Source organism: Sphingomonas psychrotolerans (assembly GCF_002796605.1).
In the GTDB taxonomy this organism is placed as follows: Bacteria; Pseudomonadota; Alphaproteobacteria; order Sphingomonadales; family Sphingomonadaceae; genus Sphingomonas; species Sphingomonas psychrotolerans.
Genome location: NZ_CP024923.1, coordinates 3,024,717 through 3,040,209 on the forward strand (window position 1 = coordinate 3,024,717; position 15,493 = coordinate 3,040,209).

Genomic DNA, 15,493 nt, shown 5'->3' on the forward strand with positions numbered 1-15,493 from the left:
CGGTTTCCGGAAGGGCTTTTAGTCTGCGGCCATGGAAACGCCCGTTCATTCCGAAGATCTCGCCGAGATCGTCGAAACGCTGATCGAGGCACAGGCGCTGCTCGCCTCGTCCATCTATGTAGACTTGGTCAATCTGGGCCTGCTCGAAACCGACGCCGCGGCCCGACGCCTGCACGCGCTCGGCGACATTGCGGCGAGCCCCCTCCAGCGCCATCCGGCCGTGGCAGCCGCGCTGGGGGCGCGTATTCGCGATTATGCCGAAGGGTTGGATCAGGCGCATCGCAGCGGTTCTCGCCCGCGCTTTCAGCTCAAGCTGGTACGGGGCGGCAAGGCCTGAGGTTCAGGCGCGCTGGCGACCCGCCTCGGCGTTGGCACTTTCACTCTGGGGCGGACGGCTACGGCAGTAATCGGGCTTGAGCGCCCAGCCCTGACCGCGAACCGACTGGATGAAGTCGCGGCCGCCGCTGGCAAGCTTGAGCTTCTGACGAAGATTGGAGACGAACACGTCGATCGTTCCGATCGTCGCCTGCTCGCCGTCAGCGTAGAGCGCCCGATGGATGTTCGGGCGTGAGACTGGCTGCGGCATCGCCTGCCAGAGCAAGTCGAGCACCCGCTTCTCCGATTCGGTCAGGCCGACCTGCCGGCGACCGACGCGGTATTGGTTTTCCTCTTCTCGATAAACGAGCGCGTTGAGATAGTCGGTTCGCGTCTCGCGAGACCTGCCGCCCTGCTCGAGCGCCGAGAGGACCAGGCCGACCAACTCGTCCCGATGCGAATCGAGCACCGCTTGCAGTGCGGGCCCCTCCCCCGTCGGCGACGCCCCTTGTGCCAGTTCCGATGCACGCCTGACCAGGTCGAGCGCATCGTCAACGCTGCGCCTGCTCTCGATGAGACGCGCCTCGCAGTCGCGCAGGAGCCGGGCGAGCGATTCGCTACCGGCCGGCACGGAGACTAAGCCTGAAGTTATGGACGAGATGTGCGGCCGACTTGTCGACGGCCATGCCCTGCCGAACAAAATCGATATGCGCCACTTGAGGCGGGTCTGACGCATTTTGAGTCACTGTAAGCCACTATCCGTCTGAAGATAACAACGCCGACAAGCGATCGTTTCTTATAAGACACATTCCGCCATTCTGGTAACGGACGCAAGTGTGAAACCAGTACGTTGGAAATACTAAACTATACTTAATAGTTTAATAATTGGTTAATTTTCGGTAATGATTTATTGAAGATTGATGCATTCCAGCTCGAGGGGGGGCCTCGCCGCTCTCTTGCCCCGCTGGCTATGCGGAGCTAGCGCTCGGCCATGACCGACTCCGCAACTGCGCTCGCTTATGTCGAGAGCCATCTCGACGACAGCCTCGATCGCCTGTTCGCGCTGATGCGCGTGCCGTCGATCTCCACCGATCCGGCTTATGCCGAGCAGTGCCGCGTCGCCGCGCAGCAGCTGACCGACGAACTGACCGCGCTCGGCTTCGCTGCGCGCGTCGCGCCGACGCCGGGACACCCGATGGTAGTCGCGCATCATGACGGCGAGGGTCCGCACGTCCTGTTCTACGGGCATTACGACGTCCAGCCGGTCGATCCGCTCGAATTGTGGAAGCGCGATCCGTTCGATCCGGTGCTGGAGACGCGTGCCGACGGTACGAAGGCAATCGTCGGCCGCGGCGCCTCGGACGACAAGGGCCAATTGCGGACCTTCGTCGAGGCCTGCCGCGCGTGGAAGGAGACTGCCGGCAAGCTCCCGGTTCGCGTCACCATATTGTTCGAAGGCGAAGAGGAATCGGGCTCGGAGAGCCTCGAGCCGTTCCTCCACGAATATGCCGACGAGCTCCGCGCCGATTTCGCGCTGATCTGCGACACCTCGATGTGGGACACTGCGACCCCCGGCCTCACCATTGGCCTGCGCGGCATGGCCGGCGGCCAGGTCACCGTCCGCGGTCCCTCGCGCGATTTGCATTCCGGCCTCTATGGTGGCCCGGCGCGCAATCCGATCCAGGTGCTGACCAACATTCTCGCCGACCTCAAGGACAAAGACGGCCGCGTCACGCTCCTGGGCTTTTACGACGGCGTCCACCCGCTGAACGCCGACGTCCAGGCGAGCTGGGACGCGCTCGGCTTCGATTCGCGCGCGTTCCTCGGCGATGTTGGGCTCAGCGTTCCCGCTGGCGAGACGGGCGTCGGCGTGCTCGAGCAGAGCTGGGCGCGCCCCACTGCCGAGATCAACGGTATCTGGGGCGGCTATACCGGCGAAGGCTTCAAGACCGTCATCCCTGCCGAAGCGCATGCCAAGGTCAGCTTCCGGCTCGTCGGCGATCAGGATCCAGATCAGGTCTGGAACGCCTTCGAGGACCATGTCCGCGCCCGCCTGCCGGGCGACTGCACCGCCGAATTCAACGTCCGCGGCGGATCGCGCGCGATCAGTCTCGCGAGCGACAGCCCGCCGCTCGCCGCCACGCGCGCCGCGCTCGATGCCGAATGGGGCAAGTCGGCGCTGCTCGCCAGCGGCGGCTCGATCCCGGTGGTCAATTCGATCCGATCGATTCTGGGCATGGACAGCGTGATGGTCGGCTTTGCGCTCAACGACGATAATATCCACTCGCCCAACGAGAAATACGACCTCAACAGCTTCCACAAGGGCATCCGCTCGTGGGTGCGGATCCTCGACGAACTCGGCGCGATGGCCAATGCCGAACAACCGGAGGCGGCGACCGCCTGAGAAGGGTGAAACGATGGCGATGCAGACCTGGTGGCTTTACGTCACTGCGGTGTTCCTGATCTCGGGCACTCCGGGGCCCAACATGCTCCACGTGATGGTGCAGAGCATCCATCACGGCCCGCGCCGCGCTTTGTTCGCGATGGCGGGGCTGATGAGCGCCGTCCTGCTCTGCCTGCTCGCCTCCGCAGGGGGCCTCGGCGCGCTGCTCAAGGCGTCGCCGGCTTTGTACGACGTGCTGCGCTATGCCGGCGTCGCCTATCTGGTCTGGCTGGGGATCAAGGCGTGGCGCGCGCCGGTGGGCGCCGCGGCCAACGACCCGCATACCCTGCGCTCGGCGCGCGCGCTCTATGGAACAGGGCTAGCCACCGGTCTCTCCAACCCCAAATTAATCATCTTCGCCGCAGCGCTCTTTCCGCAGTTCATCGACATGAACCGGCCGTTCTGGCTCCAGCTTGGCATATTGGTCGTCAGCTTCGTGGTCATCGAAGCTTGCTGGTACGGCGTCTATGCGCTGGGCGGGCGCTCGCTCGCCGGGTGGCTGGCGCCGGCCAATCGCCAGAAGCTGTTCAACCGCGCGACGGGCGTGATGTTCATCGGCTTCGGCGGCGCACTGCTCGGCAGCCGGGTCTAGGCCGTTCAGCCGTCGAGATACGCCCGGTAGAATATGGTGCGAAACTTGCGCGTCCACGGGATGAACACTCTTGGCCTCCCCTTGAGCGCGCCTTTCACCATCTGCTTGGCAGCCCAGAGAGGGTGATCGGTGCGCCGGCTGAAATGTTCGACCCGCCCGAAGCCCAGCCTGCCCAGCGTCTGCTTCATCTGCTCTATCCCTGAGAAGACCAGATGGTCGGGCAGCAGCAGCTCGCCCGGATAATCGGCGCGCGAAGGCAGGTCGCCGCCATTGCCGGTCTCGATGAACAGCGAGCCGCCGGGTTTGAGGCGTGCGCGGATCAGCCTGCCGAAATGCTGGAAGTCGGGGATGTGCGAGAAGACGTTGATGATCGAGATCACGTCATAGCTGCCGGTCACTTCCTCCAACGTCTGGGCCGTGATCGGCACGCTGCGCTTCTGCGCGCACGCGACCTTCACTTTCATCGGATCGATGCCCATGGCCTCGGCATCGGGTAGCGCCCGCTGAACCGCCTCGACGAACTCGCCATTGCCCGCGCCGACGTCGAGCCAGCGCAGTCCCTTCTCGCCCTCGAAGAAGCGGCGGACGATGCCCGCATAGAAGGGCACCTTCCAGCCTTGGCGGTGCAATCTCTGGTCGAGCACGCCGTCCTCGGTCGGGTGGACGCCGTCGCGCGCGGCGGCCGAGATATCCTCACGGCGCGGACGCTCGCGGATATAGACCGTGCCGCAACGGGTGCATTTGACAGCGTCATAGCCGTTTTCGGATGCCCAGTGCCGATGACCCTTGCTTTCGCAGCAGGGGCAATCGACGGTTTCGAGTCGTACCTGCATCAACATGCAGACGATGGTTTCATGATCGCCGATCGGTGGGAAGCGGGCTGCGTCGCGGCGCCCCATGTTCGCGATGGCCCGCCCCGGGGGGCGAATCTTGCACCGAAGGGTTGACCTCGCCCACACTCTGGGGTTCGGGCCTCTTCGCACAGTGAACGGAAATCCATGACACCCGATCTCGAACAATTGCGCGACGATCTGCTCGCCTCGATCCAGGCCGCGACCGGGCTCGACGCAGTCGAGGCCGTCCGCGTCCACGCGCTCGGCAAGCAGGGCGCGATCACCGGGCTGCTCAAGACCTTGGGCGGAATGAGCCCCGAGGAGCGACAGGAGCAGGGCCCGCGCATCCACGGCCTTCGTGAGGCGGTGACCGCGGCGCTCGTCGAACGCAAGGCCGTGCTCGAGCGGCTGGCGCTCGACGCCCGGCTGGCGAGCGAGACGCTCGACATGACCCTCCCGGTCGAAGGCGTGCCGCCGGGCAGCGTGCACCCGGTCAGCCAGGTGATGGACGAGCTGGCGGAGATCTTCGCCGATCTCGGCTTCGCGGTCGCGACCGGGCCAGAGATCGAGGACGACTGGCATAATTTCACGGCGCTCAACATCCCCGAGAGCCATCCGGCGCGGGCGATGCACGATACCTTCTACCTCGCCGGTGAGCACGAGCCGAAGATGGTGCTGCGCACGCACACCAGCCCGGTGCAGATCCGCACGATGATGGCGCAGAAGCCGCCGATCCGGATCATCGCGCCGGGCCGCGTCTACCGCTCCGACTGGGATGCGACGCACACCCCGATGTTCCACCAGATCGAAGGCCTGGTGATCGACAAGGGGATTACGCTCGGCCACCTCAAATGGACGCTGGAGACGCTGCTCAAGGCGTTCTTCGAGCGCGATGATATCGTCCTGCGTTTGCGCCCCAGCTATTTCCCCTTCACCGAGCCGTCGGCCGAGGTGGACGTCGGCTTCACGATTCAGAACGGCAAACGCGTGCTGGGGGGCAGTGACGGCTGGATGGAGCTGCTCGGCAGCGGGATGGTCCACCGCAAAGTGATCGAGGCGTGCAATCTCGATCCGGACGAATGGCAGGGATTCGCCTTCGGCGTCGGCGTCGATCGGCTGGCGATGCTCAAATACGGAATGGACGACTTGCGCCCCTTCTTCGAGAGCGACCTGCGCTGGGCGCGCCATTACGGCTTCTCGGCGCTCGACGTGCCCACGCTGAGCGCGGGAGTGGGCGCATGAAGTTCACGTTGAACTGGCTCAAGGAGCATCTCGACACCACCGCATCGCTCGACGATGTCGTCGAGACGCTGACGCGCGTCGGTCTCGAGGTCGAGGGCGTCGAGAATCCGGGCGCGAAGCTAGCCGCCTTCCGCGTGGCCAAGGTGCTCACCGCCGAACGCCACCCGCAGGCCGACAAGCTCCAGGTGCTGACCGTCGACACCGGCGAAGGCCCGCCGCTGCAAGTTGTCTGTGGCGCGCCCAATGCGCGTGCCGGGCTGGTCGGCGTACTCGGGCTTCCGGGTGCGGTGGTTCCGGCCAACGGCATGGTGCTCAAGGTCGCCGCGGTGCGCGGGGTCGAATCGAACGGGATGATGTGCTCGACGCGCGAGCTGGAGCTCGGCGACGATCATGACGGGATCATCGAGCTTCCCGCCGACGCGCCGGTCGGCACGCCCTACCCCGATTATGCCGGGCTAAACGATGCCGTGATCGACGTCGCGATCACCCCCAACCGGCAGGACTGCATGGGCGTGCGCGGCATCGCGCGCGACCTCGCTGCTGCCGGGCTGGGGACCCTCAAACCGCTCAAGGTCGATCCTGTGCCGACCAGCGGCGCCGGGCCCGAAGTGCGGATCGAGGCGCCCGAGGGGTGCCCGGCCTATTTCGGCCAGACCGTCAGCGGCGTCACCAACGGCGCGTCGCCCGACTGGATGCAGCGCCGCCTGAAGGCGATCGGCCAGCGCCCGATCTCGGCATTGGTCGACATCACCAATTATGTGATGATCGATCTCGGCCGGCCGCTCCACGTCTATGACAAGGCCAAGCTCTCGGGCGCGCTGGTCGTCCGCAAGGCCAGGGCGGGCGAACAGGTGCTCGCGCTCAACGAGAAGACCTACACGCTCGACGACAGCGTGACGGTGATCGCCGACGCAGAAGGCGTGCACGATATCGGCGGGATCATGGGCGGCGAGAACACCGGCGTGTCCGAGGCCACCACCGACGTGGTGATCGAATGCGCGTTCTTCGATCCCGATCATATCGCGAAGACGGGCCAGAAGCTCAACCTGACCAGCGACGCCCGCTCGCGTTTCGAGCGCGGGGTGGACCCCGCGTTCCTCGAAGACGGCATCGCGATCGCGGCGCGCTACGTTGTCGACCTGTGCGGCGGCAGCGCGAGCGAAGTGACGCGCGCCGGGCAGGCGCCGACCGAACCCCGCAGCACGCTTTACGATCCGGATCTCGCCGCGACCCTGGGCGGCCTCGTCGTGCCGCCCGACCGGCAGAAGGCGATCCTCGAAAGCCTCGGCTTCCTTGTGGACCCGAGCTGGAACGTGACCGTGCCGAGCTGGCGCCGCGACGTGGACGGCCCCGCGGATCTCGTCGAGGAAGTCATCCGCATCGAAGGCATCGACAAGGTCCCCTCGACACCGCTCGATCGCATTCCCGGCGTCGCCCGGCCCACCGCGACGCCCGAGCAGAAGCTCGAACGCAAGCTGCGCCGCACCGCCGCGGCGCGGGGGCTCAACGAAGCGGTGACGTGGAGCTTCATCTCCGAAAAGGAGGCGACGCCCTTTGGTGGCGGCGCGTGGAGCCTCGCCAATCCGATCAGCGAAGACTTGAAGGTGATGCGCCCCTCGCTGCTGCCCGGCCTGCTCGCCGCGGCGGAGCGCAATGTGAAGCGCGGCGCGAGCGGCATCCGGCTGTTCGAGATCGGCCGCCGCTATCTCGCCGACAGAGAGCGGCTGACGCTCGGCGTGGTGCTGGCGGGCGACCGTTCGGCGCGCGGGTGGCAGGGCGGCAAGGCGCAGCGCTTCGGTGCGTACGACGCCAAGGCAGAGGCGCTGGCGTTGCTGGAAGCCGCCGGCGCGCCGGTCGCCAATCTGCAAGTGATGGGCGAGGCGGGCGAGGTCTATCACCCCGGCCAGTCGGCGACGCTGCGGCTGGGACCCAAGACCGTGCTCGCCGCATTCGGCATGGTCCACCCGTCGGTGCTCAAGGCGTTCGACCTCGACGGCGATGTCGCCGCGGTCGAAATCTATCTCGATGCATTGCCCGCCAGGCGCGGCACCGGCTTCATGCGCCCGGCCTACACCCCGCCCGCGCTGCAGGCGGTAACGCGCGACTTCGCCTTTCTCGTGCCGGCCGAGCTGGCCGCGGGGGATCTCGTCCGGACGGTGAAGGGCGCCGACAAGGCAATGATCGTCGATGCGCGGTTATTTGACATCTTCACCGGCACCGGCGTCCCCGAGGGGCAGAAGAGCCTCGCGGTCGAAGTCACCCTCCAGCCGGGCGAGAAGAGCTTCACCGATGCCGAGCTCAAGGGCGTGGCCGACAAGGTGGTCGCCGCGGCTGCGAAGCTCGGCGCGAGCCTCCGGAGCTGATCGCGTGATCGAACGGTTCCTCCACGGTCTTCAGGAGAAGATGGAGGACCCGGACGTTTATGAGCCGATGATCGTGGTCGTCCCCGGCGACCTCGACCCGTTCGATCGCCATTATCGCTTCAGCATCCATATCGACGCCGAACTGCGGCTCGCAGGCCTCGGATGCAGCGTCGGCGGCGGCACGCTGTACCGCGGGGTGGACGAAGACGAGGATGAGGACGGCGAGGACGAAATCGTCTCGTGCATCCTCGATGTCGACGCGACCGATGTCGAAGGCGCGCGCGCGCTGATCCGCCTGCACATGCCCGAACTTGGCGCGCCAGCCGGGACCCTTGTCCAGTACGGCGATTACGAAGACCGGTTCGACGGCGAGCGCTGGCACCTCGGCGAACCGCGCAGCATCGAGGAGATCTAAGCCATGCCCACCGCACTCATCACCGGCGTGACTGCCGGCATCGGCGAGGCCGCCGCGCGCGCGTTCGTCGATTCGGGCTGGCATGTCGTCGGCACGGGCCGGCGCGCCGACCGGCTCGAGGCGCTGGCAAGCGCGCTGGGCGAGCGTTTCCACGCCGCGCGGTTCGACGTGCGCGACGAGGCCGCCCGCGACGCGGCGCTCGACGCGCTGCCGGCGCCGTTCGCCGAGATCGACCTGCTGATCAACAATGCCGGGCTCGCGCTCGGGCTGGAGCCCGCGCAGAACGCGTCGCTGTCCAACTGGACGACGATGATCGACACCAACATCACCGCGCTCGTCTCGATCACCCACAAATTGCTGCCCGGGCTGATCGCGCGCAAGGGCGCGATCATCAACCTCGCTTCGGTCGCAGCGAACTACCCCTATCCCGGCGGCAATGTGTACGGCGCCACCAAGGCGTTCGTCCGTCAGTTCAGCCTCAATCTGCGCTCGGACCTGATCGGCACCGGGGTGCGCGTCTGCTCGATCGAGCCGGGCATGGTCGAGACCGAATTCAGCCTGGTGCGCACCGGCAGCCAGGAGGCCTCGGACAGGGTTTATGCCGGGGTAAACCCGATGACCGCCGAGGACATCGCCAGGACGATGCTGTGGGTCGCCGAACAGCCGCCGCACCTCAACATCAATGCATTGGAGCTGATGCCGGTCAACCAGGCCTGGTCGCCCTTCCTCGTCCACCGCGAGGGCTGAGGCTCAGCGCGCCGCGGCGATCCATGCCGCGATCAGCGCCGACAGACTCGCGGCTTTGGCGTCGAGATCGGCCATGTCGCGGATCGTCACCACCCCGCGATCGGGGGACGGCCAGGCGGCCAGCCCGGCAGCGTCGTCGAACGCGAAGCCGGCGGTGTCGCGCGGCTTCGCGCCGCGGTGGAGGATCACCCGCATCCCGCCCTTGGGCGCGTAGTTGAGCGTCACGCGATCGTCGAAGCTCGGCGCGTTCCATTTGATATGCTCGTCGAGCGCCGGCGCGGCGGCGTGAATCAAGGCGCGCAGCCGATCGGTCAGCGCGCGCTTGTCGGGCGCGAGTGCGGCGAGGAAGGTTTCGACTTCGACATGCATATCGCGATTGCCCCCATAGTGCCGCCGCCATATCGCACGAGCACGAAGCGCGGAGAACGCCATGATTGAAATTGCATCGGAGAGGCTGACGGCGGCGATCGACCCGCTGGGGGCGGAGCTTTCGAGCCTGCGCGATGCCGACGGCCGCGAGTTGATGACGGATGCCGATCCGGCATTCTGGAGCGGGCGCGCGCCATTACTGTTCCCGATCGTGGGGCGGCTGGTGGGCGACAAATATCGTTTCGACGGCAAGGACTATCCGCTGCCGCAGCATGGCTTTGCGCGGCGGCAGAATTTCGCGCTGATCGAACAGACGAAGGACCGCGCGGTGTTTCGCCTGTCCGACAATGACGAAACCCGCACGGTCTATCCCTTCGCCTTCACGCTCGACGCGGCCTTCACCTTGGCCGCGGCGACGCTGGCGATGGACATCACCGTCACCAACACCGGCAATCGCGCCATGCCCGCCAGCTTTGGCTTCCACCCCGCCTTCGCCTGGCCGCTGCCGTTCGACCGGCCGCGCTGCGATCACCGCCTCGTCTTCGAAAAGCACGAGCCGGCCGCACTCTCGGCGATCATCAAGGGGGGCTGGATCGCGCCCGAGACCTGGCCGAGCCCCCTGGATGGGCGCGAGCTGGGGCTTGACGACGAACTGTTCGAGCGCGACGCGCTGGTGTGGGACAGCCTCGAGAGCCAATCGCTGCGTTTTGACGGCGGCGACGGCCCGGGGCTCGAGATCGGCTTTGCCGGCATGCCCAAGCTCGGCATCTGGACCAGGCCGGGCGCGCGTTTCGTGTGCATCGAGCCGTGGCATGGGATCGCCGATCCGGTCGGCTTCGACGGCGAGATCTGGGACAAGCCGGGAATGCTGCGTTTCGCTCCGGGCGAAGCGCGCATTTTCAGCATGCAGGTGACGCTGGCGGACTAAGCCGCTAGAGGGCCGCGATGCCTTCCGACCATATCAACGACCGCCGTACCTTCGCGATCATCTCGCATCCCGACGCCGGCAAGACCACGCTCACCGAGAAATTGCTGCTGTTCGGCGGCGCGATCCACCTGGCTGGCGAGGTCAAGGCGCGCGGTCAGGCGCGGCGCGCGCGCTCGGACTGGATGAAGATCGAGCAGCAGCGCGGGATTTCGGTCACGTCGAGCGTGATGACCTTCGAGCGCAAGGGCATCACCTTCAACCTGCTCGACACCCCGGGGCACGAGGATTTCAGCGAGGACACGTATCGCACGCTGACCGCGGTCGACTCCGCCGTCATGGTGATCGACGTCGCCAAGGGTATCGAGAGCCAGACGCGCAAATTGTTCGAGGTCTGCCGGCTGCGCAACGTGCCGATCATCACCTTCGTCAACAAGGTCGATCGCGAGGGCCGCGAAGTGTTCGACATTCTCGACGAGGTGGCGAATCTGCTTGCGCTCGACGTGACACCGATGACGTGGCCGGTGGGAATGGGCGGCACCTTCGAGGGCATTTACGACCTCGCCAACAAGCGGCTGCTGCTTCCCGAGGGCGACAGCCGCGAGTTTCAGGGCAAGGTGATCCAGACGACCGGGCTCGACGATCCGCAGCTCGATGCGATCGTCTCGGCCGATAATCTCGCCAAGCTGCGCGAGAATGTCGAGCTGGCCGGGGTCGGCTATCCCGAGTTCGACGGCGAGGCCTATCGAAACGGCGACCTGACGCCGGTGTATTTCGGGTCGGCGCTCAAGGAGTTCGGGGTCGATTCGCTGATCAACGCGATCGCCGATTTCGCGCCACCGCCGCGCTCGCAGCCCGCCGAGCCCGCGCCGGTCGCGCCCGATCGCGATGAAGTCACCGGCTTCGTGTTCAAGGTCCAGGCGAATATGGACCCCAACCACCGCGACCGTATCGCGTTCATGCGATTGTGCTCGGGGACCTTCAAGCGCGGCATGAAGCTGACGCCGACCGGGCACGGCAAGCCGATCGCGATCCACTCGCCGATCCTGTTCTTCGCGCGCGAGCGTGAGTTGGCGGACGAGGCCTATCCGGGCGACATCATCGGGATTCCCAACCACGGCACCTTGCGCGTGGGCGATACTTTGTCCGAGCGTGCCGAGGTGCGTTTCACCGGGCTGCCCAATTTCGCGCCCGAAATCCTGCGTCGCGTCCAGCTCAAGGATCCGACCAAGACCAAGCAGCTGCGCAAGGCGCTCGACGATATGGCCGAGGAGGGGGTGACGCAGGTCTTCTATCCCGAGATCGGCTCGAACTGGATCATCGGCGTGGTCGGTCAGCTTCAGCTCGACGTGCTGCTCAGCCGGCTCGATGCCGAGTATAAGGTCGCAGCGGGGCTCGAGATGGCGCCGTTCGAGACGGCGCGCTGGATATCGGCGGAGGATCCCAAGGACCTGCAGGAATTCATCGGGCTCAATCGCGGCGCGATGGCCAAGGACCGCGACGGCAATCCGGTGTTCATGGCCAAGTCGGCGTGGGAAGTGGGCTATATTGCCGACCGCTACTCCAAGGTGAAGTTCGCGGCGACGCGAGAGCGCTAGTCCACCCAATCGCGCTGCAGGAAGCGGCTCGCCAGCGCCATCAGCGCGCCGGCGACGACGTACAGGCATAGCCCCGCCGCGATCGCATAGCGCAGCGCCTCGTCGCCATAAGCCGGCGTCAGCGCCTTCGAGAGCGAGCCGATCGCCCAGCTCCCCAGCCCCAGCCCGATCAGATTGTTGATCAGCAGGAAGCTCGCCGAGGCGGTGGCGCGCATGTGCGCCGGAACGAGGTGCTGGACCGCGGTGAGCACCGGGCCGAGCCAGACATAGACCAGGGCTTGCGGCAGCAGGAACAAGGCGAAGGCGATCGGCCAGCTGTTTGCCAGCACCCCCGCGATGAACAGCGGCGCGCCCGCGACGTAGCAGATCGCCGGCGCCAGCGCGTACCAGCGGCGGTTGCGCGGCCCTAGCCGGTCGCCGAGCCAGCCGCCGAGCAGGATCCCCGCGACGCCGCCGGTGAGCAGCAAAGCGCCGAAAAACTGGCCGGTCTCGACGAGGCTGAGCGCGAAGCTGCGCTGCATCAGGCTCGGCAGCCAGAACGCCACGCCGTATCCGCACATCGATCCGGCAGCCGCGCCGAATGCCATCAGCCAGAATCCCGGCTTCGCGGCGAGGATCGCGAAGACCTTGCTCACCGGCACCTGATTCTCCACCGTGGCCGCGGGGCGCGGGCGATCCTTGACCACCAGCCGGAAGATCGGCGCGATCGCCACCCCGGCGAGCCCGACGACGATGAACCCGGTCCGCCACTCGACATTCTGCGCGATATAGCCGCCCAGCAGCACCCCGCCCGCGGCCCCCAGCGGAATGCCGAGCGAATAGATCGACAGCGCCCGCGCGCGCCGTTCGGGCGGGAAATAGTCCGAGATCAGCGCGTAGGACGGTGCGACCCCGCCGGCCTCGCCGACGCCCACTCCGAGGCGGAACAGAAACATCTGGGTGAAGTTCTGCGCGAACCCGCACAACGCCGTGAACCCGCTCCACACCCCGAGCGACACCGTGATCACCCATGTCCGGCTGGTCCGGTCGGCGAGCAATGCCAGCGGAATCGCCAAGGTCGAATAGAGCGCCGCGAAGGCAAGCCCGCCCAGCATCCCGAGCTGCGCGTCGTCGAGCCCGAGATCCTTCTTCACCGGCTGGGCAAGGATGCTCAGGATCTGCCGGTCGAGGAAATTGAAGGTGTAGACGAGCAGCAGCATCGCAAGGACGACGCCGCGAGTGCGCGGGGTGGGTTCGGCCATGTGAGGCTCCCTGGCAGCAACGAAGCCGGGCGTCACGCGACGCCCGGCTCTCGATCAGATCAGAAGCGGACTTCGACCGTCCCGGTCACGGTGCGCGGCGGGCCATAATAACCGATCACCGAATTGCCGGTGAGCGCGCCGGGGAAGTTGTAGCCTCCGACACGATAGCGCGCGTCGGTCAGATTGCGCCCGGCGACGCCGATCCGGTAGCGGCCGCCCTCCGAAGTCCAGTTGAGCGAGGCTTCGACCAAAGCATAGCCGTCCTGATCGAGCGCGGGCGTCGCGATCTCGAACATCTGGATATCGCTGCGCAGCGACACCGCAGGCGTAAACGCGATCGTGCCGCCAGCGAGATCCTCGGACCATGTCGCCGAAGCATTCGCGGTCCATTCCGGGGTGTTCTGGAACGCGCGCTGGGCCGCGACGTCCACCGGCGTGGTGCCGCCGCCGATATAGGTCAGGAACTCCTTGTAATCGGCATGGGTGTAACCGAGCACTACGCTGGCCGAGAAATGCCGCGACGGCACCATCCGCGTCTCGAGTTCGAAGCCGTAGATCTCGGCCTTGCCGGCATTGTCGACGAAGCTGGTGATCCCGCTCGGCAGAGCCGGCACCTGGATCGTGACCTGCTGGTCCTTATAGTTGGAGAAGAAGCCGGCGAGGTTCACGAACAGGCTGTTCTGAAGGAACGCGCCCTTCATCCCGAGCTCCCACGAATCGATCGTCTCCGGCTCGTAGCCGTTGACCGTGGTCGGGGTGAGGATCGCGTCGCCGCGCATGTCGAACCCGCCCGATTTGAAGCCTTGGCCGTAGCTCGCGTAGAAATTGAGGTCCTGACGCGGCGCGTAGCTGATGCTCACCCGCGGCGTCAGCTTCTCGAAGCTGCGGTCGTTGGTGTAATCGGTGCGCAGCAGCCCGGGCACCGCCGCGGCATTGCCGAACACCGGGCTGCGGATGCCAGTATAGTTACGGCGGAACACCGTACCCGTCTTCTCGTCGCGGGTGTAACGCAGCCCGCCCGAAACCTTGAACTTGTCGGTCAAATCGAAGCTCAGATCGCCGAACGCGGCATAGCTCTTGGTGTCCACCGTGCCCGAAGTGAGCGTAGTGGTGTTGAGCAGCCCGACCACGGTGTCGAACGCGCCGCTCGCGCGGCCGTTGAGATAATAGAGGCCGACCACGCCTTGCAGCCGCTCGCCCTCGAACAGCAATTGCAGCTCCTGGGTGAACTGGCGATCGTCATAGGAGGCCGGGACGTCGAGCGTCGGGAGTATGGTGTTGTCGAAATCGATCAGCGTATCGGTGCTGCCGTCGCGCCACGCAGTGATCGCCTTGAAGGTCAGCGTGTCCGACACCCCGATCTCGCCGGTGACCGAGACGCCCCGGTTCTCGACGCGGTTGTCGTCGCCGATGCCGGCGCGGGTGTCGTAGACGCTGTCGGTGGGCAAATAGCGCGGGTCGGCGCCGTTGGGCAGCAGGCGAGTGCCGTGGCGCGGCCTCGACTTGTCGAGCGTGCGATCGCCGGCGACGCGGAAGAAGATGTTGTCGGTCGGTGCGAATTCGGCCGAGAGCCGTGCCGCGATCACGTCCTTGTTGTAATGCTCGACGCCGGTGGTGAGGTTCTCGCCGAAGCCGTCGCGAGTGTAGCGCGCCACTGCGCCGCCGATCGACAGGCTGTCGGTCAGCGGGATCGTCACCTGCCCGATCAGATCGACCTGATTGTACGAGCCGTACGACGCGCGCGCCGTGCCGCGGAACTGGTTGCCGAGCTTGCGGGTGACGTATTTGACCGCGCCGCCAATCGTGTTGCGGCCATAGAGTGTGCCTTGCGGTCCGCGCAGGACCTCGACGCGCTCGACGTCGAAGATGTCGAGCACGGCGCCCTGCGGTCGCGCGACATAGACGTCGTCGAGATACAGCGCGACGCCGGGCTCGAAGCCCCACAGCGGGTCCTGCTGGCCGACGCCGCGGCTGAACGCGATCAGCGTGGAATTCGAGCCGCGCGCGATCTGCAGCGTGAGATTGGGGGTCTTGTCCTGCAGCGCGGTGATGTCGGCGGCACCGCTGCGCACCAGCGCATCGCCCGAGATCACAGACATCGAGATCGGAACATCGATCAGGCTCTCCTCGCGGCGGCGTGCCGTGACGACGATCTCGTCGTTGGGCCCCGCCTGATCGGCGTCGGCAGTCTGCGCGGCCGGGGCGGCGTCGGCAGCTCGCTCTTGCGCGAAGGCGGGCGCAGCGGCGAGCGCGGCGAAGGCGGCGCCGGCGTGGAGAATCGTTCGAGCAGACGGCATCAGGCGTGACATGGTTTTCCTCCCCAGAATTCGACCCGGTCTTGTGCGGGTTGTAAGCTGTCGAGAGAGCCTATACTGAAACCTGAACCGGGTTTCAACTTGGAAGAATGGGG

General features: G+C 66.2%; 14 protein-coding genes. 9 read left to right on the top strand and 5 right to left on the bottom strand.

What is annotated here, in order from left to right; genetic code table 11:
- Window positions 1-31: 31 nt before the first annotated feature.
- Window positions 32-337 (top strand): hypothetical protein, encoded by a 306-nt coding sequence (locus tag CVN68_RS13655; protein WP_100282689.1) that lies wholly within the window; start codon window positions 32-34, stop codon window positions 335-337.
- A gap of 3 nt (window positions 338-340) precedes the next feature.
- Here CVN68_RS13655 and CVN68_RS13660 read toward each other — a convergent pair whose 3' ends face one another.
- On the bottom strand, window positions 341-1,051 hold the full coding sequence (locus CVN68_RS13660) for a winged helix-turn-helix domain-containing protein (RefSeq protein WP_100282690.1): 711 nt from the start codon (window positions 1,049-1,051) through the stop codon (window positions 341-343).
- A 255-nt stretch (window positions 1,052-1,306) separates the two neighbouring features.
- On the opposite strand from CVN68_RS13660, the gene CVN68_RS13665 reads away from it, so the two are divergent.
- Complete coding sequence (locus tag CVN68_RS13665) at window positions 1,307-2,719, top strand: M20/M25/M40 family metallo-hydrolase (protein ID WP_100282691.1); 1,413 nt, start codon at window positions 1,307-1,309, stop codon at window positions 2,717-2,719.
- Window positions 2,720-2,732: 13 nt separating this feature from the next.
- Window positions 2,733-3,350, top strand: coding sequence for a LysE family translocator (locus CVN68_RS13670; protein WP_100282692.1), 618 nt, complete (start codon window positions 2,733-2,735; stop codon window positions 3,348-3,350).
- A 5-nt stretch (window positions 3,351-3,355) separates the two neighbouring features.
- On the opposite strand, the gene CVN68_RS13675 is transcribed toward CVN68_RS13670, so the two are convergent.
- Complete coding sequence (locus CVN68_RS13675) at window positions 3,356-4,189, bottom strand: class I SAM-dependent methyltransferase (RefSeq protein WP_233503352.1); 834 nt, start codon at window positions 4,187-4,189, stop codon at window positions 3,356-3,358.
- A 159-nt stretch (window positions 4,190-4,348) separates the two neighbouring features.
- On the opposite strand from CVN68_RS13675, the gene pheS reads away from it, so the two are divergent.
- From pheS to CVN68_RS13695, 4 genes are read left to right on the top strand one after another with little or no spacing between them, the layout of a single operon-like run.
- Entirely contained in the window at window positions 4,349-5,425 is a 1,077-nt protein-coding gene (pheS, locus tag CVN68_RS13680; RefSeq protein ID WP_100282694.1) for a phenylalanine--tRNA ligase subunit alpha, read from the top strand.
- A complete protein-coding gene (gene pheT / locus CVN68_RS13685; protein WP_100282695.1) occupies window positions 5,422-7,788 on the top strand; it encodes a phenylalanine--tRNA ligase subunit beta in 2,367 nt (788 codons plus the stop codon). Before pheS ends, pheT begins: the two co-directional genes overlap by 4 nt.
- Window positions 7,789-7,792: 4 nt before the next feature.
- Complete coding sequence (locus CVN68_RS13690) at window positions 7,793-8,203, top strand: hypothetical protein (protein ID WP_100282696.1); 411 nt, start codon at window positions 7,793-7,795, stop codon at window positions 8,201-8,203.
- Between the two features lie 3 nt (window positions 8,204-8,206).
- Window positions 8,207-8,950, top strand: a complete 744-nt coding sequence (locus tag CVN68_RS13695) for an SDR family NAD(P)-dependent oxidoreductase (RefSeq protein WP_100282697.1) — start codon at window positions 8,207-8,209, stop codon at window positions 8,948-8,950.
- Between the two features lie 3 nt (window positions 8,951-8,953).
- Here the strand turns inward: CVN68_RS13695 and CVN68_RS13700 are convergent, their stop codons facing one another.
- The gene (locus tag CVN68_RS13700) at window positions 8,954-9,382 is read right to left on the bottom strand and encodes a DUF1801 domain-containing protein (RefSeq protein ID WP_233503353.1); all 429 of its coding nucleotides are present in this window, start codon (window positions 9,380-9,382) and stop codon (window positions 8,954-8,956) included.
- On the opposite strand from CVN68_RS13700, the gene CVN68_RS13705 reads away from it, so the two are divergent.
- Window positions 9,381-10,247, top strand: a complete 867-nt coding sequence (locus tag CVN68_RS13705; RefSeq protein WP_100282698.1) for an aldose 1-epimerase family protein — start codon at window positions 9,381-9,383, stop codon at window positions 10,245-10,247. The genes CVN68_RS13700 and CVN68_RS13705 overlap by 2 nt on opposite strands.
- Window positions 10,248-10,264: 17 nt before the next feature.
- A complete protein-coding gene (locus CVN68_RS13710; RefSeq protein WP_100282699.1) occupies window positions 10,265-11,842 on the top strand; it encodes a peptide chain release factor 3 in 1,578 nt (525 codons plus the stop codon).
- Here CVN68_RS13710 and CVN68_RS13715 read toward each other — a convergent pair.
- Together CVN68_RS13715 and CVN68_RS13720 are read right to left on the bottom strand one after the other, a co-directional pair.
- A complete protein-coding gene (locus CVN68_RS13715) occupies window positions 11,839-13,083 on the bottom strand; it encodes a spinster family MFS transporter (RefSeq protein WP_100282700.1) in 1,245 nt (414 codons plus the stop codon). The two genes, CVN68_RS13710 and CVN68_RS13715, sit on opposite strands and share 4 nt — an antisense overlap.
- Window positions 13,084-13,142: 59 nt before the next feature.
- The gene (locus CVN68_RS13720) at window positions 13,143-15,392 is read right to left on the bottom strand and encodes a TonB-dependent receptor (RefSeq protein WP_100282701.1); all 2,250 of its coding nucleotides are present in this window, start codon (window positions 15,390-15,392) and stop codon (window positions 13,143-13,145) included.
- Window positions 15,393-15,493 lie beyond the last annotated feature (101 nt).

Excerpts from the sequence above, each read along its gene's own strand:
- CVN68_RS13705 (WP_100282698.1), top strand. The coding sequence starts at position 9,381 with ATGATTGAAATTGCATCGGAGAGGCTGACGGCGGCGATCGACCCGCTG.
- pheS (WP_100282694.1), top strand. The coding sequence starts at position 4,349 with ATGACACCCGATCTCGAACAATTGCGCGACGATCTGCTCGCCTCGATC.
- CVN68_RS13700 (WP_233503353.1), bottom strand. The coding sequence starts at position 9,382 with ATGGCGTTCTCCGCGCTTCGTGCTCGTGCGATATGGCGGCGGCACTAT.
- CVN68_RS13695 (WP_100282697.1), top strand. The coding sequence starts at position 8,207 with ATGCCCACCGCACTCATCACCGGCGTGACTGCCGGCATCGGCGAGGCC.
- CVN68_RS13675 (WP_233503352.1), bottom strand. The coding sequence starts at position 4,189 with ATGTTGATGCAGGTACGACTCGAAACCGTCGATTGCCCCTGCTGCGAA.
- CVN68_RS13655 (WP_100282689.1), top strand. The coding sequence starts at position 32 with ATGGAAACGCCCGTTCATTCCGAAGATCTCGCCGAGATCGTCGAAACG.
- CVN68_RS13665 (WP_100282691.1), top strand. The coding sequence starts at position 1,307 with ATGACCGACTCCGCAACTGCGCTCGCTTATGTCGAGAGCCATCTCGAC.
- CVN68_RS13715 (WP_100282700.1), bottom strand. The coding sequence starts at position 13,083 with ATGGCCGAACCCACCCCGCGCACTCGCGGCGTCGTCCTTGCGATGCTG.
- CVN68_RS13660 (WP_100282690.1), bottom strand. The coding sequence starts at position 1,051 with ATGCGTCAGACCCGCCTCAAGTGGCGCATATCGATTTTGTTCGGCAGG.
- CVN68_RS13670 (WP_100282692.1), top strand. The coding sequence starts at position 2,733 with ATGGCGATGCAGACCTGGTGGCTTTACGTCACTGCGGTGTTCCTGATC.
- pheT (WP_100282695.1), top strand. The coding sequence starts at position 5,422 with ATGAAGTTCACGTTGAACTGGCTCAAGGAGCATCTCGACACCACCGCA.
- CVN68_RS13720 (WP_100282701.1), bottom strand. The coding sequence starts at position 15,392 with ATGTCACGCCTGATGCCGTCTGCTCGAACGATTCTCCACGCCGGCGCC.
- CVN68_RS13710 (WP_100282699.1), top strand. The coding sequence starts at position 10,265 with ATGCCTTCCGACCATATCAACGACCGCCGTACCTTCGCGATCATCTCG.